Genomic DNA, 16,856 nt, shown 5'->3' with positions numbered 1-16,856 from the left:
TGCGGTAAGCTCTCTCCCCGCACAGGGCCAACCCGTGAAGGGAGAGTGCAATGAAACACCCCTACCTGCCCATCCTGATGGGCCTGATCCTCACCGGCTGCCAGATGCTGCCGCCGGAGGGCGCCACGCAACGCGGCGGCCCCGCCGAGGTCATCGACATCGGCGAGCGAGCGCCCGACACCACGCCATCGCCCGAGGGACGCGTACCGCGCCAGGTGCCTTTCCCCGCCGAACAATACGCGGCTCTGGAGAAGGCCGGCAACGCCGCCCTCAGCGGCCGTCTGACGCTGGACACCGCGTCGGGCACCGTGGCTGGCGCCGGCGAGACGATCTCGGTGGCGCCGGTTACCACCTATTCCGCCGAGGCCGCCGAGCAGGCCCTGGCCGGCCGCGCGGTGGAACCCGCCGATCCAAGGGCCCGCGCCTATACCCACACTACCCGCACCGATGCCGACGGCTACTTCCTGCTGCGCGGCCTGCCGTCCGGCAACTTCTACGTCTCCGGCAGCGTTGCCGACCCCACCAGCGGTCGTCGAAGCATCATCATCCACCAGGTATCACTGGCCGATGGCCAGCACCGCGAGGTGCAATTGAACCGCTAAGCGCGTCGATGGCGCCTCTGCGACCTGGCTTCTACCCTGAAGGCGATGCTCGCGATGCTCTCGGGTCGCGAGCCCGGATCGGGAGAAGATGACATGGAACGGAGCACGCACGACGTCGGCCGGGCCACATGGGCCTGGTGGGCGCTCCCCCTGGCACTGACCGTCGCTGGCTCATCGCAGGCCGCCAGCTTCGACGAGCTGCAGGAACGGGGCAGCATTCGCGTCGCGGTGGCCAACGAAGTGCCCTACGGCTATCTCGACGACACCGGCCAGGGGCGAGGCCCCGGCCCCGAAGTGGCGCGTCATGTGCTGGGAGAGCTCGGCATCGATGACATCGAATGGGTCGTGACGTCCTTCGGCGACCTGATCCCCGGCCTGGAGGAAGGCCGCTTCGACATGGCCGCCGCCGAGATGGCGATTCGCCCGGAACGCTGCCAGCGGGTGCTGTTCTCGGCACCCAACACCTCTTACGGGGAAGGCCTGCTGGTGCGCGCCGCCAACCCGCTCGAAATCAACGGCTACGCGGACTTCGCCGACCGCGACGACATCCGCGTAGCGGTGCTGGGGGGCGCCACCCAGGTCGACATCATGGCGGCACTGGGCGTTCCGGAAGACCAGGTGGTGGTCATCGACGACAACGCGGCGGCCATCGACACCCTGCTCGACGACCGGGCCGACGCCTACGCCGGCACCGGGCTCACGGTTAGCCGATTGGAAGAGCAGAGCCCCGAGGTCGAGGTGGTACAGAACTTCGAGGATCCGAAGGTCAACGGAGAGATCGTGAGAAGCTGGGGTGCCTTCACCTTCCCGAGGGACGCCGAGACGCTGCGCGACGCCTTCGACACTGTGCTGCTCGACTACCGCAATACCCAAGCGTGGGAAGACACTCTGGAAGACAACGGCTTCACCCAGGACGACGTCCTCAACGCCTTCCGCTTCAATACCGAATGGCTGTGCGGCCAGGAGGAGTGACAGTGGCCGTCGCCGGCCACCCCATCTCCTGACTACCAGTCCAGCGCCTGCTTGACGAACGGGATGGTCAGCTTGCGCTGGGCGGAAAGCGAGGCACGGTCCAGCATCTCCAGAGACTCGAACAACTCCTCCAGCTTGCGCGGCCCACGATGCAGGATGTAGCGTGCCACCTCGTCGGGCAGCTGCATGCCTCGCATCCGCGCCCTCAGCTGCAGGGCGGCAAGCCGGTCGTCATCGCCCAGCCCCTGGACATGGAAAGTCATCCCCCAGGTCAGCCGAGAGGCCAGATCCGGGAGTTTCACGGCCAACTGCCGCGGCGGCGCCTCGGCGGCGATCACCAGGCGACGCCCCGCATCGCGCAAGCGATTGAAGGCATGGAACAAGGCTTCCTCCCAGCGCTTGCGCCCCACCACTCTCTCGAGATCGTCGATGGCCACCAGATCGAGCCGTTCCACCTCTTCCAGCATCAGTGGCGGGAAGTGGCCGAGTTCTTCGAGCGGCAAGTAGAGCGCACGCCGATCGCGATCCGAAGCGGCGTGACAGGCCGCCTGCAATAGATGGCTGCGACCTACGCCCTCGCTGCCCCAAAGATACAGAAACGGCTCACCGTCATCGTCGAGCTGGCGCTTCAGACGATCGACCAGGGCGGCGCTGGGGCCGGGATGGAAGTTGGCGAAGGTGGCGTCGTCGCGCAGCCCCACGCCCAGCGGCAACTGCGCGGGTGCTCGACTCATGGCGACTCCTCGTCCTGGGGGCTACGGCCCGAATCGTAAAGTGTGCTGTTTTTATAATGCTCGTGGAGATAACGCAACACCACCATCACCACGGCCGCCACCGGCAGCGCCAGCAGGATCCCGGTGAAGCCGAACAGCTGGCCGCCGGCCAATACGGCGAAGATCACCGCCACCGGGTGCAGGCCGATCTTGTCGCCCAACAGCTTGGGCTGCAGCACCGTGCTCTCCACCAACTGGCCGAAGCCGAAGACCCCGCCCACGGCGAGCAGCATCAGCCAGTCGCCGAACTGGAAGAAGGTCACCACGCCGGCCACGCTGATACCGACGATCACCCCCAGGTAGGGGACGATGCTGGCCAGGCCGGACAGCAACCCGATCAGCAGCCCGAACTTGACCCCCAACAGGGTCAGGCCGACGGCGTAGATGACGCCCAGGCACAGCATCACGATCAGCTGACCACGCAGGAAGGCAGCCAGTACCTCGTCGCATTCCCCGGCCAGACGAACCACCGCGGGCTCCCAGTGCCGCGGCAGCGACCCGCGCACCTTGGCCACCAGGATGTCCCAGTCGAGCAGCAGGTAGAAGGTCACCACCGGGATCAGCGCCAGGTTTCCCACCCAGGCCGCCAGCGCCAGCCCCGACTGCGAGACCTTGGCCAGCAGGGTGGCGGCGAAGGTACCGGTCTCACGCCAGTTGTCGAGTAGCGCCTGGCGCAGCTGATCGAAGTCCGTTCCCAGATCGATGCCGGTCAGGTTGCGGACCTCGGGCAACACAGTGGCCTGCACCCAGTCCAGGGCGGCGGGCAGCAGCTGCACCACCTGGCCGATCTGGCGTCCCAGCAGCGGAATCACCAGCAGCAGGGTCAACACGATGACCAGCGTCAGCAGCAGGAACACTACCGACACCGACAATCGCCGCGACAGCCCCATGTCTTCCAGGCGATCGGCCAGCGGGTCGCCGAGATAGGCCAGCACCATGCTGACGAAAAATGGCATCAGCACCGGTTCGATGCTGATGAAGAACCACAGTCCCAGTGCCACCGTGGCGACCAGGATCCACCCTTGTCTGCGCATCTCTCTCTCCCTGTGTGATGCCCGGCACGGCGGTGCGAGCCGTGCGTGGTGATGCTACAATTCACGCCCCATCTTGCCCAGCCCGACGGAGCCGCGACCTCCGCGGGTTTCATCGATCGCAATGTTCATACAGGACAGGCCATGACCGATTCCACCAACCGCCCGAGCGGCGCCTCTCTCTGCTACAAGGACGCCGGCGTCGACATCGATGCCGGCAACGCCCTGGTCGACCGCATCAAGGGCGTCGCCAAGCGCACCAGCCGCCCCGAGGTGATGGGCGGTCTGGGCGGCTTCGGCGCCCTGTGCCAGCTGCCCAGCGGCTACCGCGAGCCGGTCCTGGTCACCGGCACCGACGGCGTGGGCACCAAGCTGCGCCTGGCCATGGACCTGGGCCGCCACGACACCATCGGCATCGACCTGGTAGCCATGTGCGTCAACGACCTGGTGGTGGCCGGCGCCGAGCCGCTGCTGTTCCTCGACTACTATGCCACGGGCAAGCTCGACGTGGACATCGCCGCCGACGTGGTGACCGGCATCGGCAAGGGCTGCGAACAGGCCGGCTGCGCCCTGGTGGGCGGCGAAACGGCCGAGATGCCCGGCATGTACGACGGCAGCGACTACGACCTGGCTGGGTTCTGCGTCGGCGTGGTGGAGAAGGACGAGATCCTCGACGGCAGCCGGGTCGCCGAGGGCGACGTGCTGCTGGGCATGGCCTCCTCCGGCCCCCACTCCAACGGCTACTCGCTGATCCGCAAGATCCTCGAGGTCTCCGGCGCGTCACTGGAGACTGCCATTGACGGCAAGCCGCTGGGCGAGGCACTGCTCGCGCCGACGCGCATCTACGTCAAGCCGCTGCTGTCGCTGATCAAGGAAACCGACGTGCCGGTGCACGCCCTGTCGCACATCACCGGCGGCGGCCTCACCGAGAACCTGCCGCGCGTGCTACCCGAGGGCGCCGCCGCCCGCGTCGACGTCGCCAGCTGGGAGCGCCCTGCGGTGTTCGACTGGCTGCAGCAGCAGGGCAACGTCGAGGAAAACGAGATGTACCGCGTGCTCAACTGCGGCATCGGCATGGTGATCGCGGTGCCCGCGGACAAGGCCGATCAGGCCCGCGCCCATCTGCAGGGCCTCGGCGAGACGGTCTACCGCATCGGCGAGATCGTCGCCCGCGGCGAGGACGAGGAAGCGGTCAGGCTGGAGAACCTCAAGGCATGAGCGAGACCGGCTACACCAGCGACACCCTGCAGGACTTCACCCCCGAGCCCGCCGAGGCTCGGCGGGTGGTGGTATTGATCTCCGGCAACGGCAGCAACCTTCAGGCGCTGATCGACGAGCAGCAACACGACCGCCTGGGCGGCGAGATCGTCGCGGTGATCTCCAACCAGGCCGATGCCTACGGTCTCAAGCGCGCCCAAGAAGCCGGCATCGACGCCGTCGCCCTGCCCCATCGCGAGTACGATAGCCGCGAGGCCTATGACGGCGCCCTGATCAAGGTCATCGAGCGCCACGAGCCCGACCTGGTGGTGCTGGCCGGCTTCATGCGCATTCTCACCCCGCGCTTCGTGCAACGCTTCCTGGGCCGGCTGATCAATATCCACCCCTCGCTGCTGCCAGCCTACCAGGGCCTGCACACCCACACTCGGGCGCTGGCCGACGGCGTCGCCGAGCACGGCTGCAGCGTGCACTTCGTCACCGAGGAGCTCGACGGCGGCCCGGTGCTGCTGCAGGCCGCGGTCGAGGTGACCGAGGGCGAGACCGAGGACAGCCTCAAGGAGAAGGTCCACGCCCGAGAGCACCTGATCTACCCGATCGCCGTGAAGTGGTGCCTGGAAGGCCGCCTGCAGTTCCGTGACGGCGGCGCCCGCTTCGACGGCACCCCGCTGCCGGAACAGGGGCTGCGCATGTCCCACGCCGACGCCGCCGAGGAGCTGGACGAGGATCGGGAGCCGTAAGCTGGAAGCTGGAAGCTGGAAGCTGGAAAACCGCATGCCCCCCGCCATCATGGGGTCAAGGTTTTCCTTCAAGCTTCCAGCTTAAGCCCGCGAAGCGGGCGTTCTTCCAGGTGCGAAGCACCGCTCTTCACGCTTACGGCTTACAGCTCTCGGCCGAAGGCCGGTCAGGTACGCGGGAGGGTCACGCCCCTCTGCCCCATATACTTGCCGCCTCGGTCCTTGTAGGAAGTCGCGCAGACCTCGTCGGACTCCAGGAACAGCATCTGGGCCACGCCTTCGTTGGCATAGATCTTGGCCGGCAGGTTGGTGGTGTTGGAGAACTCCAGGGTCACGTGCCCTTCCCACTCCGGCTCCAGCGGCGTGACGTTGACGATGATGCCGCAGCGCGCATAGGTCGACTTGCCGAGACAGATGGTCAGCACGCTACGCGGGATGCGGAAATACTCCACGGTGCGCGCCAGGGCGAAGGAGTTGGGCGGGATCACGCAGACGTCGCCCTTGATGTCGACGAAGCTCTTGTCATCGAACCCCTTGGGATCGACCACCGCCGAGTGAATGTTGGTGAATACCTTGAACTCGTCGGCACAGCGCACGTCGTAGCCGTAGCTGGACGTCCCGTAGGAGATCACCCGCCGATCGTTCACATAGCGCACCTGGTCGGCCTCGAAAGGCTCGATCATGCCATCCCGCTCGGCCATGCGGCGGATCCAGTGGTCGGATTTGATGCTCATGGGTCGTCCTGCTGGGTGGAATAGAAACGTAAAGGGGCCGCCATGATAGCGACCCCGGAGACGGTCGTCACTTTTCGCGCCACCGACAACGTCAGTCGCTGAAGGAGATTTGCGGCCCCTCGTCCGGCGATGCCCCCTCGAGCTGCTCAGCCACCTGGCGGGCCATGGCGCGGAAGCTCGCGGTCACTTCGCCGTCCGGCTCGGCGACCACCGTGGGTCGTCCCCCATCGACCTGCTCGCGGATGGCCAGCGCCAGCGGCAACCGTCCCAGCAGTCGGGTATCGTATTCGCCGGCAATGCGCTCACCGCCGCCCTCGCCGAAGATCGGCTCGCTGTGCCCGCAGCTCGAGCAGACATGCAGGCTCATGTTCTCCACCACACCGAACACCGGCACGTTCACCTTGCGGAACATCTCGATACCCTTGCGAGCATCCAGCAGTGCGATGTCCTGGGGCGTCGTGACGATCACCGCCCCGTCCACCGGCACTTTCTGGGCCAGGGTCAGCTGGATATCGCCGGTGCCTGGCGGCATGTCGACGAACAACACGTCCAGGTCATCCCACACGGTCTGGGTCAGCAACTGCTGGAAGGCTCCGGCCACCATGGGACCGCGCCATACCATGGGCTCCCGGGTGTCGACCATGAAAGCCATCGACATGGCCTGCAGGCCATGCGCCCGCAGTGGCTTCATGCGCTTCTCGTCGGCGGCCTCGGGCCGTTTACCCTCCTCGACACCGAGCATCCGGGCCTGGCTGGGCCCATGTATGTCAGCATCCAGAATGCCCACGCGATAGCCTTCGGCAGCCATGGCCAGCGCCAGGTTGACGGCAACGGTGGACTTGCCGACGCCCCCCTTGCCGGACGCCACGGCGACGATATGCTTGACCCCTTCGATCACGACTCGCTCCTTCATGCGTTTGGGGCCGACCTCCTGAGGGTCGGATAGTGCCAGTATACCTGCCCGTTCACCGCCTGATACAACGTCGCGGATGTCCATGAACGACAAAGGGCACGCCTGAGCGCGCCCTTTGTCGACGGTACGGCCGACTTCAGACTTCCTGGGCTTCCGCCTTGTCGCTCGATTCGGACGATGACGGTTCCTTTCCGGTGGCCGGTTGCGGCTGTTGTTCCTCAGCCGAATCGGGGGACGATGTCGCTTGCTCGCCGTCTTGCGATGCGGCCGACTCACCCTCGCTCGATTCGGTGGACGACGTCGCTTGCTCGCCGTCTTGCGATGCGGCCGACTCACCCTCGCTCGCTTCCTCATCCTCACTCGCTTCGGTGGACGCTGCCGCTTGCTCGCCGTCCTGCGACGCGGCCGGCTCATCCTCGCTCGATGTCGCTGACTCATCCTCCTGAGAGTCGGCCGGTGCAGCCGCGCTCGACTCGGCAGAGGATGCCGCTTGCTCGTCATCCAGCATAGCGGCCGGCTCAGCCTCGTTCGGCTCTACCGGCGATGCCATTTCGGCATCCAGATCGGCCAGGGCATCGCGCCAGCCGGCCAGCTCACTCTTCAGCTGCGCCAACTGCTGGCTGCGCGCCTCGACCCTGGTGTCGAGCCCCGCCAACTGCTCACGGCCTTCCTGAAGCTTGGTATGCAGGGCATCCAGCTTGCTGCTGGCATCGTCGCGTTGGGCCTGCAGCTGCTGATGTTCCTCACGCAGCGGCTCCAGGGAAGCTTCGAGTTCGCCGTGCTGTTGCTCGAGCTCGGTCACCTGTTCCACCAGGCTGTCCCGCTGCCGCTCGGCCTGTTGCTTCGCTTGCACGGCCTCGTCACGAGCCGCCTGAGCCTCTTCAAGCGCCTGGGTCGCGTCTTCCACCTGCTGCTCGGTGTCCTCGAGTGACGCCTGACGCTCCTCTAGGCGCTGCTCGGCCTCGGCGACCTTGGACTGCAAGGGCTCGAGGGCGGCGTTGGCTTCTTCGAGCTGCGACCTGGCCTGCTCCACCTCGGCGGTCACGCTCTTCAATTCGGCCTCGGCCGCCTGGCGCTGTTGCTCGAGCTCATCGGTACGAGCCTGCAGTTCTTCGACCTCGGACTGCGCCGCTTGCTGCTCGGCGACCCGGCTCTTGAGTTCGTCATTCTCGGACTGCGCCGCGTCCAGGCGGGACTCCAGGGAACGGCGGGCTTCACTGCTGGAACTGGCGCTGGACTGCGCGAACAGCGCCCAGACGACGGCCACCACGGCCACGGCGGTCAGCCCCTTGACTCGGTTGTCCTGAAAGAGCTGTCGCATGGAACTATCTGACATCGGCGTTCTCCCTGACATGGGTCGATGTGTAGGCATGGCCCATTCCCGGGCCATGCGCGATGGGACGATTCAGCATACACCCTGGGGCGCCACTTGGCGTCCCCCCCGGCCAACGCCAGGATGACCAGGCACGCCAGCGACATGCGATGAAACGAGGCGATTGACGTGAATCGCAACGGTCAGCGTATCATGCCGAAAGATTCTCGACCGGCTTGTCCATGTCCGATTCCTCGGCAATACCCTCCCGACATCGTCTGCTCCGGCTCCTCGGCCGAGTGGCCTGCTTCACCTGGCGGGTGCTCGGCGCCTTCCTGCGCAACCGCGGCATCCTGCTGGCCGGCGGCGTGGGCTACAACATCCTGCTGTCGATCGTGCCGCTTTTCGCGCTGCTGGTGGTACTGCTTGCCCAGGTGGTCAACGAGCAGCAGCTGCTCACCGTGCTGGCCATCCAGGCCCGCCACCTGGCACCGGCCCATGCCGAGGTGTTGCTCGACGCCGTGCGCTCGCTGCTCGACTCCCGGGATGCCATCGGGCTGCTCGGCCTGCCGGTACTGCTGGTGTTCAGCTCCTTTGCCTTCCGCATGCTGGAGGATGCGCTGGCGCTGATCTTCCACGCTCCGGACGCCCATGCGGGGCGCTCGGTGTGGGTCTCGGTGCTGATGCCCTATGCCTTCATGGTGGTACTGGGCGCCGGGCTGATGGGGCTGACACTGCTGGTCAGCCTGGCGGATGCGGTCAATACGCTATGGATGGCGCTGCTGGGCCGGGAGCTGCCGCTGGCGGGACTGTCCAATACAGCGCTGAACCTGACCAGTTTCGCCGGCGTCTTTCTGCTGTTCAGTGCGATCTACAAGGTGATGCCGGTGGTCCAGGTCGCGCTCAGGCGCGCCCTGGTCGGGGGCTTCGTCGCCGCGCTGCTTTGGGAAGGCGCCCGCCTGCTGCTGATCTACTATTTCGCCCATCTGTCATTCGTCAACGCCGTTTACGGCTCGCTGGCGACGCTGATCGTGGTGCTGCTGACCCTCGAGGCGGGTGCCATCATCCTGCTGCTCGGCGCCCAGGTCATCGCCGAGCTGGAGCGCAACGCCCGCCTGGGCCTGCCCTGGCACCTGGATTCCCGGCACCGAGCGATCACCCACGTGGATTGAACCTCGCTCAGCGATGCTTCACCTGATCCTGGCCCCAGAGACGTCGCACCAGGCTCATCAGGCTGCGGCCGCTGACCATGCCCAACAGGTAGAGCGCCGCGATCAGCAGCGCCAGTGGCATCGAGACGCTCCAGGTCAGCAGGCGAACCTCCACCGGGTTCAGATTCTGCGCGATGAGGATCATGACCAACGCCAGCAATACTACCTTCACACCCAGCCAGAACCGTTCCATGTCGTCCCTCCCGATGCCCTCGCGAACGTCTCGCGGATGACGCCAAGGCTGGTCGCCCCACGCACGACTGTCAATCTGCCCCATGGCGCTCAGAAGGTGGACAGCCCCGAAGCCTCCATCAGCCGATATCGCCAGTAAGCCAGGCGACCAAGGCGCTCCGTCTCCATATAAGGCAGGCTGGTGGTGCGCTCCGGCGTGGAGTGCCAGCGGCGAGCGAAGAAGGCCTGGGCGTCGTCCAATGCCCGCAGGCTGGGCGGCCCGAGCAGACGCACGCTGGTCTCCAGGTTCAGGTTGTCGAGGTTGCGACGGGTGAAGTTGGCCGACCCCAGGATCAACTCGACCTCACCGCCGTCGGCGGGGCGACGCATCAGCAGCTTGGTGTGACACTGCTCGCCACTCGTGGCGCACCAGCGTACCGGAATACCTGCCGCGACCAGCTCGTCGGCCACCGGACGGTTGGGAATGCCACCCTTGTCGATACCGAAGGCTTCGCGATTGGGATCGAGCAACACCCGCACCTCGACGCCGCGCCGTTGCGCCGCGATCAGCGCCTCGATCAGCTCGCGATGGGCCAGGTAGAACACCGCCACATCCAGCCGGTCGCCCTCCCCGGCCCGTTCCACGGCGGTCACCAGCGCATCACGGATCGCTCCTTCGGTGAGCAGCTGCAGGCGCGCCCCGGGAAGGTCATCCTCGGCGGGTGGCGGCGCAGGACCGGGCACCGTAACGCCTGACCAGCTCGCCACCGCGCGCTCCGAGGCCAGCAGGTCAAGGGCCGCCGCACCCTGGACGCGCAGCGCCACGTTGCCGTGAAGGCTGCTGGCATCATGGGGATTGGCCGAGGTCACCAGCCCCGCCCAGCCGTCGCCCTGATCCAACACCAGGGTCTTGCGGTGGTTGGCCTTGACGTTGGCCAGCGCCAGGTAGCTACGCAGGGTGACCTCCCCGGGCCCCAGGGCATTGGGCAACCAGCCGGCGGCGGCCTGGTTGCCGAACCAGCGCGGCCCCAGTTGCCAGAGCCCCGACCACAGCGGATTGGACGCGCGCAGGCGCTCAAGCTCGGTGATCACCACCTCCACGCCCGCTTCTCGCAGCCGCTCGAGGTGATCGAGTTCCAGCCCGCCGTAGAGCGTGTTCAACGGATCGGTGATCAGGATCGCGCGCAGCTCGGGATGGCGCCGGCGCTGTCGCACCAGCGCCTCGGTAAGCTCCTCCGACAGAGGGCGGAAGTCGACGCCATTGGCCTCGCCGGCAAAACTGTTGAACAGGAACATGTCGACCACCACCAGCCGACGCGCCTGGCCGATCATCGCCAGCGCCTCGTCGAAGATGGACTGTCGACGGTGCCGCTCGCCCTCGGCGTCATACCAGGTCTCGTCCGTCAACAGGCGCAGGGCTTCGGCTGCACGAAGTGGATGGGCCTGGCCAACGCCTTCGGGCAACGGCTTGTAGCGTTGCCAGGCCCCCATGACCAGCCAGGCCAGCAGCAGCGCACCGAGTACCCATGGCCACATCCGTCGTCTCCTCGTCCCGCGCATCTCAGCCTGCCTCCCTGGCACCCCCGAGGGCACCGTCACCCCCGTTCACCGCCGCAGCATAGCGCGCGGCCGGCTCCAATGCAGCGCGCCCCAACGCAGCGCGCCCGGCACTGGGCCGGGCGCGGGACATCGAGGAGGCAATATCAGCCGAAGGCAAACAACGCCCCCATGGCGGCGATGACCACGCCCAGGCCACGCAGCACACGCTGCTCGCGGGCCAATAGCCAGCCGGAGACACGACGGCCGACATAGGTCAGGGCCAGGGTCGCCAGGCTGAAGCCGGCAAGATACAGCAGGGTACTGGCGCCGTGGGGCATCTCGGCGGCGTGGGCATGGCCGTGAAAGACCATGAAGGCGACGACGGCGATGCTGCCCAGCGCCGCGGGCACCCGCACCAGGGCAGCGACCAGCACGCCAGCCAGCAGCACGCTCAGGGCGATACCGAACTCGACGCCCGGTAGCGCTACGCCGGCCCAGCCCAGGCCGGCGCCAAGCAGCATGCCGCCCACCGCCAGCAGCGGCACCAGACGGCCCATGGAGGCCGCCTGACGCATGCTGAACAGCCCGATGGCCAGCATCGCCAGCAGGTGGTCGAGGCCGAAGAGCGGATGGGTCAAGCCCGCTGCGAAGCCGCCGCCGGCGACCTCGTGGCCGGGATGGGCCCAGGCGCTGCCGGCCACCAGCAACAGGGATGCGGCGCCCAGGGCGCGCGGGCGAACGAGGGATGACAGTGTCATGGCAAACTCCTAACCAAAGGAATGATGGGAAACTCAGGGGGACATCGCGAATCGGCGAGAAACCCAGGGAAGCAGCGTGGGAGCCGGGCCTGGCATGGGGTGCCTGGCGGCACCATCGCGCAGTATGCTGCGCTCCCACTTGTCTCGGCGTCGCTTACGACTCGTCCGCGATGGTGGCGTGCTGGGGCCGGCGTTCCGACAGCATGCCGCGGTCGAGGATGAAGGCGATGATCTCCTCGAGGCCGATGCCGTCGTGCAGGTTGGTGAACACGAAGGGCCGCTCGCCGCGCATCATCTTCGAGTCACGCTCCATCACCGCAAGCGAGGCATGGACCTGCTCGGCGATGTCGATCTTGTTGATGATCAGCAGGTCGGACTTGGTGATACCCGGCCCGCCCTTGCGCGGGATCTTGTCGCCGGCGGAGACGTCGATCACGTAGAGCGTGAGGTCCGAGAGCTCGGGACTGAAGGTCGCCGACAGGTTGTCGCCGCCGGACTCGACCAGCACCAGTTCGAGCGCCGGATGGCGCGCCTGGAGATCGTCGATGGCGGCGAGATTCATCGAGGCGTCCTCGCGGATGGCGGTGTGCGGACAGCCACCGGTCTCGACGCCGAGGATGCGATCCGCCGGCAGTGCCTCGTGGCGGGTCAGGAAGTCGGCGTCCTCGCGGGTGTAGATATCGTTGGTGACCACGGCGATATCGTAGTGATCGCGCAGGGCCCGGCACAGCTGCTTGAGCAGCGCCGTCTTGCCGGAGCCCACCGGGCCACCGACGCCGATACGCAGGCAATGGGTCATTTTTTCTCTCCTTGTCCGCCATGGCGGCTCTATCAAGTGTGCAATGCCGAAGGCCAGTCGCTGCCGAATCCACCTTGCGCGGCCGCTGTCGACTCGGCCGAGGCGTCAGGGTTTCGGACGCGTGGAGTGGTGAGTGCGGCGCGCTGGCCCGGCAGCCTCATCCTTCAACTCCTGAACAACCGCGAGTACTGGGTCTCGTGCTGGGCGCTGGCCAGCGCCAGACCGGGCAACATCGGCCCGAGTTCGTCGTCGTCGTACTCGAGGGCCGCGTCCGTCGCCGCCACCAGCGACGGACGCAGACGCTCGATCAGGCGCTGGGCGGCGGTGTGGCCGAGCGGCAGCGCCTTGCAGGCCACGGCGAGCTGATTCTCGAGCCAGGCCCAGGCGAAGCCGAGCAGCGCCTGGCGCGGCGCCACGCCCCGGGCCAGCGCCAGCCAGGCGAAGACGCCGACGTAGCCCATGCCAATGAGGCGAGACGGCTCGACCGGTATCAGTTCAAGGCTCGTCACCAGCCGCGTCAGGGCGGCGCCGAGGCGCGCCTCCTCGGCGGCGAGCTCGGCGGTCTCGCGGGTGGCGGCGAGCCAGGCGTTCCAGTGCTCGAGGGCCTCGACGTCGTCCTCGGCCCAGGCCGCCATGAAGCGCGCCAGCACCGGAAGCTCACAGCGCGAGAGGCCGTCGTCGAGCACGCCCGCGAGCCACTCGCCGAGATCGTCCTCGCCGCGCACCCAGCCGAGCTCGAAGGCGCTTTCCAGGCCCTGCGACCAGGCGAAGGCGCCGATCGGCAGCGCCGGGCTGACCAGCTGCATCAGCCCCAGCAGCGCCAGATCGTCACTGGACTCAGTGGGCATGATCATGACCGTGATGATCGCCGTGTTGGTGGCTGTGAGGGGGGTGATGGCCGCCCTCTCCGGCGCGTGCATAGGCGCCGGGCTCGGGATCGAAGGGCGCGGCGTGGTGCTCGAGCCGCGCGCCCAGGCGCTCGGCCAGCTCCTCCAGCACGTGATCCGGCGGGAAGCGCACCCAGCCCAGAGCGGTAGAACCCGCATCGGCGTCGGCGCCGATCGCCAGCTGCACGTGGCGGTTGCCCAGGTGATAGCTCAGCCGCGCCAGCGGCAGGCCCGCCTCAAGGCGCGCGGTGACCACCGGCTCCACCGCGGCCTGGACGCGGATCACCCGGCCGTCCTCGCCGCTCAGCCCGTCGCCGTGACGCAGCACCGGCCCGCGGTCGAGGAATATCCCGACCTCGCGGCCGCCGTCGGAGGTCGCCTTGAAGCGCCCGCGGGTACGGGTCTGATAGTCGAGGGTCAGGGTATCGACGGCGGCACTCGCCTCGATCGGTCCCAGGCGTTCAGTCAATGTCAGCATGGTCTCCATCCTGTTGTGGGTCGCGGGCTTCGGTGGACCTTCGAGAGCGGCTTCGGGCTCCGGGTACCGTCGCTCGCAGTCCGTTGCTCATAGCTCGTAGCCCGTAGCTCGCAGCCCGTGGCTCAAAACAAGTGATAGCGCTGGGCCAAGGGCAGCTCGGCCAGCGGCTCGCAGGTCAGGAGCTCGCCGTCGCAGCGCACCTCGTAGGTCTGAGGGTCCACGCTGAGCTCTGGGCAGACGTCGTTGAGCTTCATGTCGCCCTTTCTGACCTGTCTGACGTCCTTGCAGGCAACGAGCCGGCTGTCGAGCCCCAGCCGCTCCTTGATGCCCGCATCCAGTGCCGCCTGGCTGACGAAGGTCACCCGGGTAGCGCTCGCAGCACGGCCGAAGGCGCCGAACATCGGCCGGTAGTGCACCGGCTGCGGGGTCGGGATCGAGGCGTTGGGATCGCCCATCGGCGCGGCGGCGATCATGCCGCCCTTGAGGATCAGCGCCGGCTTGACGCCGAAGAAGGCCGGATCCCAGAGCACCAGGTCGGCCAGCTTGCCGACTTCCACCGAGCCCACCTCGTGGCCGATGCCGTGAGTGATGGCCGGGTTGATGGTCGTCTTGGCGATATAGCGCCTGGCACGGAAGTTGTCGGCGCCGAGCGCCTTGTCCTCGGGCAACAGGCCGCGCTGCAGCTTCATCTTGTGGGCGGTCTGCCAGGTGCGGCAGACCACCTCGCCGACCCGGCCCATGGCCTGGGAGTCCGAGGCGATCATCGAGATCACCCCCAGGTCGTGGAGGATGTCCTCGGCGGCGATGGTCTCGCGGCGGATGCGCGAGTCGGCGAAGGCCACGTCCTCGGGAATGTTCGGGTCGAGGTGGTGGCAGACCATCAGCATGTCGAGATGCTCGTCTATGGTGTTAACGGTATAAGGGCGCGTCGGATTGGTCGACGACGGCAGCACATAGGGTTTGGCGCAGGCGGTGAGGATGTCCGGCGCGTGGCCGCCGCCGGCACCTTCGGTGTGATAGGTGTGGATGGCGCGTTCCTTGAACGCCCCCAGGGTATCCTCGACGAAGCCCGACTCGTTGAGGGTGTCGGTGTGGATGGCGATCTGCACGTCATAGCGCTCGGCTACCGACAGGCAGTTGTCGATGGACGCCGGCGTGGTGCCCCAGTCCTCGTGCAGCTTGAGGCCCATGGCGCCGGCCTCGAGCTGGGCCTCCAGCGCTTCGGGCAGGCTGGCGTTGCCCTTGCCGAGCAGGCCGATGTTCATCGGCAGGGTGTCGATTGCCTGCAGCATCTTGCCCAGGTGCCAGGCGCCGGGGGTGCAGGTGGTGGCGTTCGAGCCGGTGGCGGGGCCGGTACCGCCACCGAGCATGGTGGTCACGCCGCTGGCCAGCGCCTCCTCCACCTGCTGCGGGCAGATGAAGTGGATATGGGCGTCGATGCTGCCGGCGGTGAGGATCTTGCCCTCACCCGCGATCACCTCTGTGCCGGGCCCGACGACGATCTCCACGTCGGGCTGGGTGTCCGGGTTGCCGGCCTTGCCGATGCCCGCGATGCGCCCGCCCTGGAGGCCAACGTCGGCCTTGACGATGCCCCACCAATCGAGGATCAGGGCGTTGGTGATGACGGTGTCCATGACCGCGTCGTCGACGCGCTGGCTCTGGCCCATGCCATCGCGGATCACCTTGCCGCCGCCGAACTTCACCTCGTCACCGTAATGGGTCGCGTCGCGCTCGACCTCGACCCACAGCTCGGTGTCGCCGAGACGCACCCGATCACCCACCGTGGGGCCGTACATGTCGGCATAGGCCCGGCGGCTGATCTTGCTAGGGGTGGTATTGGGCGTGTTATCCGTCATGACGACGCTCCTTGATCGGCATCACCGGATGACGGGGTTCGCGCGTCGTCGGGCGCGGTAGAGGCATTACGCTCGGCTTCGGTAGCGATGGAAAGCTCACCCATGACCTCGCCGCGGAAGCCGTAGATACGCCGGTGGCCGACGAACGGGATCAGCGTCACCTCCCGTGACTGGCCGGGCTCGAAGCGGATCGCCGTGCCCGCGGCCACGTCGAGGCGTCGACCACGCGCCAGGTCCCGGTCGAAGACCAGCGCCGGGTTGGCCTCGGCGAAGTGATAGTGGGACCCGACCTGCACCGGGCGATCGCCGGTGTTGGCCACCTCGAGGGTGATCCGCTCGCGCCCCTCGCAGAGCGCGATCTCTCCATCCTGAAGCCGATATTCACCGGGAATCATCTATTCGCTCCTTTCAGTCGCCGTGAGGGGTGAGTAGTGAGGGGTGAGTGGACACAGGCGTGCCGCTACCTTCTGTACGACTCACCCTTGACGATTCACCATTTACATTCAGCCATTCACGTCTCACACAATCGGATGGTGGATGGTGACCAGCTTGGTCCCGTCCGGGAACGTCGCCTCCACCTGCACCTCGTCGACCATCTCGGCCACACCCTCCATGACCTCGTCGCGGCCGAGGATCTCGCGGCCCGCGCCCATCAGCTCGGCGACGCTCTTGCCATCGCGAGCGCCCTCCATGATCTCGCAGCTGATCAGCGCCACGGCCTCCGGATAGTTCAGCTTCAGGCCGCGGTCGCGGCGCCGCTCGGCCAGCAGACCGGCGGTGAACAGCAGCAGCTTGTCCTTGTCTCTCGGGGTCAGCTCCATCGCGATAGCTCCCTAGCCATTTTGCTTTAATTCGATGCCCAGCCAGT

At 67.1% G+C, this 16,856-nt stretch carries 18 protein-coding genes and 1 pseudogene; 5 read left to right on the top strand and 14 right to left on the bottom strand.

Annotation, left to right across the window (positions count from 1 at the left end; all coding sequences use genetic code 11):
* Positions 1 to 50 precede the first annotated feature (50 nt).
* Positions 51 to 602, top strand: a complete 552-nt coding sequence (locus ACGTN6_RS14230; protein WP_394592619.1) for a hypothetical protein — start codon at positions 51 to 53, stop codon at positions 600 to 602.
* Positions 603 to 695: 93 nt separating this feature from the next.
* Positions 696 to 1,574 carry an ectoine/hydroxyectoine ABC transporter substrate-binding protein EhuB gene (gene ehuB, locus ACGTN6_RS14225; RefSeq protein WP_394592617.1) on the top strand — a complete coding sequence of 293 codons (879 nt, stop codon included), beginning with the start codon at positions 696 to 698 and terminating at the stop codon, positions 1,572 to 1,574.
* 32 nt (positions 1,575 to 1,606) lie between these two features.
* On the opposite strand, the gene hda is transcribed toward ehuB, so the two are convergent.
* Positions 1,607 to 2,308, bottom strand: coding sequence for a DnaA regulatory inactivator Hda (gene hda, locus ACGTN6_RS14220; RefSeq protein WP_394592614.1), 702 nt, complete (start codon positions 2,306 to 2,308; stop codon positions 1,607 to 1,609).
* Positions 2,305 to 3,381 (bottom strand): AI-2E family transporter, encoded by a 1,077-nt coding sequence (locus tag ACGTN6_RS14215; protein WP_394592612.1) that lies wholly within the window; start codon positions 3,379 to 3,381, stop codon positions 2,305 to 2,307. Before ACGTN6_RS14215 ends, hda begins: the two co-directional genes overlap by 4 nt.
* Before the next feature lie 141 nt (positions 3,382 to 3,522).
* Between ACGTN6_RS14215 and purM the strand changes: the two genes are divergently transcribed.
* Both purM and purN read left to right on the top strand, forming a co-directional pair.
* Positions 3,523 to 4,596 carry a phosphoribosylformylglycinamidine cyclo-ligase gene (purM, locus tag ACGTN6_RS14210; protein ID WP_394592610.1) on the top strand — a complete coding sequence of 358 codons (1,074 nt, stop codon included), beginning with the start codon at positions 3,523 to 3,525 and terminating at the stop codon, positions 4,594 to 4,596.
* Positions 4,593 to 5,333, top strand: a complete 741-nt coding sequence (gene purN, locus ACGTN6_RS14205; protein WP_394592607.1) for a phosphoribosylglycinamide formyltransferase — start codon at positions 4,593 to 4,595, stop codon at positions 5,331 to 5,333. Before purM ends, purN begins: the two co-directional genes overlap by 4 nt.
* A 164-nt stretch (positions 5,334 to 5,497) precedes the next feature.
* Here the strand turns inward: purN and dcd are convergent, their stop codons facing one another.
* The 3 genes from dcd to ACGTN6_RS14190 all read right to left on the bottom strand — a co-directional run bounded on the left by dcd (position 5,498) and on the right by ACGTN6_RS14190 (position 8,313).
* Positions 5,498 to 6,064: a dCTP deaminase gene (gene dcd, locus ACGTN6_RS14200; protein ID WP_183387007.1), complete on the bottom strand. Its 567-nt coding sequence runs from the start codon at positions 6,062 to 6,064 to the stop codon at positions 5,498 to 5,500.
* Positions 6,065 to 6,155: 91 nt separating this feature from the next.
* Positions 6,156 to 6,977 carry an iron-sulfur cluster carrier protein ApbC gene (apbC, locus tag ACGTN6_RS14195; protein WP_394592604.1) on the bottom strand — a complete coding sequence of 274 codons (822 nt, stop codon included), beginning with the start codon at positions 6,975 to 6,977 and terminating at the stop codon, positions 6,156 to 6,158.
* A gap of 136 nt (positions 6,978 to 7,113) precedes the next feature.
* Positions 7,114 to 8,313 (bottom strand): hypothetical protein, encoded by a 1,200-nt coding sequence (locus tag ACGTN6_RS14190; protein WP_394592602.1) that lies wholly within the window; start codon positions 8,311 to 8,313, stop codon positions 7,114 to 7,116.
* A gap of 218 nt (positions 8,314 to 8,531) precedes the next feature.
* Between ACGTN6_RS14190 and ACGTN6_RS14185 the strand changes: the two genes are divergently transcribed.
* Positions 8,532 to 9,461 (top strand): YihY/virulence factor BrkB family protein, encoded by a 930-nt coding sequence (locus ACGTN6_RS14185; RefSeq protein WP_394592599.1) that lies wholly within the window; start codon positions 8,532 to 8,534, stop codon positions 9,459 to 9,461.
* A gap of 7 nt (positions 9,462 to 9,468) precedes the next feature.
* Here ACGTN6_RS14185 and ACGTN6_RS14180 read toward each other — a convergent pair whose 3' ends face one another.
* The 9 genes and pseudogenes from ACGTN6_RS14180 to ureA all read right to left on the bottom strand — a co-directional run bounded on the left by ACGTN6_RS14180 (position 9,469) and on the right by ureA (position 16,809).
* The gene (locus ACGTN6_RS14180; RefSeq protein ID WP_394592597.1) at positions 9,469 to 9,693 is read right to left on the bottom strand and encodes a lipopolysaccharide assembly protein LapA domain-containing protein; all 225 of its coding nucleotides are present in this window, start codon (positions 9,691 to 9,693) and stop codon (positions 9,469 to 9,471) included.
* An 89-nt stretch (positions 9,694 to 9,782) separates the two neighbouring features.
* Complete coding sequence (locus ACGTN6_RS14175; RefSeq protein ID WP_394592596.1) at positions 9,783 to 11,207, bottom strand: phospholipase D family protein; 1,425 nt, start codon at positions 11,205 to 11,207, stop codon at positions 9,783 to 9,785.
* A gap of 167 nt (positions 11,208 to 11,374) precedes the next feature.
* Positions 11,375 to 11,968 (bottom strand): HupE/UreJ family protein, encoded by a 594-nt coding sequence (locus tag ACGTN6_RS14170; protein WP_394592594.1) that lies wholly within the window; start codon positions 11,966 to 11,968, stop codon positions 11,375 to 11,377.
* Positions 11,969 to 12,122: 154 nt separating this feature from the next.
* The gene (gene ureG, locus ACGTN6_RS14165; protein WP_394592591.1) at positions 12,123 to 12,767 is read right to left on the bottom strand and encodes an urease accessory protein UreG; all 645 of its coding nucleotides are present in this window, start codon (positions 12,765 to 12,767) and stop codon (positions 12,123 to 12,125) included.
* 164 nt (positions 12,768 to 12,931) lie between these two features.
* Positions 12,932 to 13,615 carry an urease accessory protein UreF gene (locus tag ACGTN6_RS14160; protein ID WP_394592756.1) on the bottom strand — a complete coding sequence of 228 codons (684 nt, stop codon included), beginning with the start codon at positions 13,613 to 13,615 and terminating at the stop codon, positions 12,932 to 12,934.
* On the bottom strand, positions 13,605 to 14,132 hold the full coding sequence (gene ureE / locus ACGTN6_RS14155) for an urease accessory protein UreE (protein WP_394592588.1): 528 nt from the start codon (positions 14,130 to 14,132) through the stop codon (positions 13,605 to 13,607). The genes ACGTN6_RS14160 and ureE overlap by 11 nt, the downstream gene beginning before the upstream one ends.
* Positions 14,133 to 14,254: 122 nt before the next feature.
* Positions 14,255 to 15,988, bottom strand: coding sequence for an urease subunit alpha (ureC, locus tag ACGTN6_RS14150; protein ID WP_394592585.1), 1,734 nt, complete (start codon positions 15,986 to 15,988; stop codon positions 14,255 to 14,257).
* Positions 15,989 to 16,080: 92 nt separating this feature from the next.
* Positions 16,081 to 16,383, bottom strand: a pseudogene (locus ACGTN6_RS14145) (urease subunit beta); the annotation flags it as partial.
* 123 nt (positions 16,384 to 16,506) lie between these two features.
* A complete protein-coding gene (gene ureA / locus ACGTN6_RS14140; protein ID WP_394592582.1) occupies positions 16,507 to 16,809 on the bottom strand; it encodes an urease subunit gamma in 303 nt (100 codons plus the stop codon).
* Between the last annotated feature and the right edge of the window lie 47 nt (positions 16,810 to 16,856).

It is taken from the genome of Halomonas sp. B23F22_20 (assembly GCF_043496985.1).
GTDB lineage: Bacteria > Pseudomonadota > Gammaproteobacteria > Pseudomonadales > Halomonadaceae > Halomonas.
Note: the sequence above shows the minus strand (reverse complement) of the source record. Positions and strands in the feature narration are given on the sequence as shown.

Excerpts from the sequence above, each read along its gene's own strand:
- ACGTN6_RS14185 (WP_394592599.1), top strand. The coding sequence starts at position 8,532 with ATGTCCGATTCCTCGGCAATACCCTCCCGACATCGTCTGCTCCGGCTC.
- ureE (WP_394592588.1), bottom strand. The coding sequence starts at position 14,132 with ATGCTGACATTGACTGAACGCCTGGGACCGATCGAGGCGAGTGCCGCC.
- ACGTN6_RS14190 (WP_394592602.1), bottom strand. The coding sequence starts at position 8,313 with ATGTCAGATAGTTCCATGCGACAGCTCTTTCAGGACAACCGAGTCAAG.
- dcd (WP_183387007.1), bottom strand. The coding sequence starts at position 6,064 with ATGAGCATCAAATCCGACCACTGGATCCGCCGCATGGCCGAGCGGGAT.
- apbC (WP_394592604.1), bottom strand. The coding sequence starts at position 6,977 with ATGAAGGAGCGAGTCGTGATCGAAGGGGTCAAGCATATCGTCGCCGTG.
- ACGTN6_RS14180 (WP_394592597.1), bottom strand. The coding sequence starts at position 9,693 with ATGGAACGGTTCTGGCTGGGTGTGAAGGTAGTATTGCTGGCGTTGGTC.
- ehuB (WP_394592617.1), top strand. The coding sequence starts at position 696 with ATGGAACGGAGCACGCACGACGTCGGCCGGGCCACATGGGCCTGGTGG.
- ACGTN6_RS14170 (WP_394592594.1), bottom strand. The coding sequence starts at position 11,968 with ATGACACTGTCATCCCTCGTTCGCCCGCGCGCCCTGGGCGCCGCATCC.
- ACGTN6_RS14215 (WP_394592612.1), bottom strand. The coding sequence starts at position 3,381 with ATGCGCAGACAAGGGTGGATCCTGGTCGCCACGGTGGCACTGGGACTG.
- ureC (WP_394592585.1), bottom strand. The coding sequence starts at position 15,988 with ATGACGGATAACACGCCCAATACCACCCCTAGCAAGATCAGCCGCCGG.
- ureA (WP_394592582.1), bottom strand. The coding sequence starts at position 16,809 with ATGGAGCTGACCCCGAGAGACAAGGACAAGCTGCTGCTGTTCACCGCC.
- hda (WP_394592614.1), bottom strand. The coding sequence starts at position 2,308 with ATGAGTCGAGCACCCGCGCAGTTGCCGCTGGGCGTGGGGCTGCGCGAC.
- ACGTN6_RS14160 (WP_394592756.1), bottom strand. The coding sequence starts at position 13,615 with ATGCCCACTGAGTCCAGTGACGATCTGGCGCTGCTGGGGCTGATGCAG.
- purN (WP_394592607.1), top strand. The coding sequence starts at position 4,593 with ATGAGCGAGACCGGCTACACCAGCGACACCCTGCAGGACTTCACCCCC.
- ACGTN6_RS14175 (WP_394592596.1), bottom strand. The coding sequence starts at position 11,207 with ATGTGGCCATGGGTACTCGGTGCGCTGCTGCTGGCCTGGCTGGTCATG.
- ACGTN6_RS14230 (WP_394592619.1), top strand. The coding sequence starts at position 51 with ATGAAACACCCCTACCTGCCCATCCTGATGGGCCTGATCCTCACCGGC.
- purM (WP_394592610.1), top strand. The coding sequence starts at position 3,523 with ATGACCGATTCCACCAACCGCCCGAGCGGCGCCTCTCTCTGCTACAAG.
- ureG (WP_394592591.1), bottom strand. The coding sequence starts at position 12,767 with ATGACCCATTGCCTGCGTATCGGCGTCGGTGGCCCGGTGGGCTCCGGC.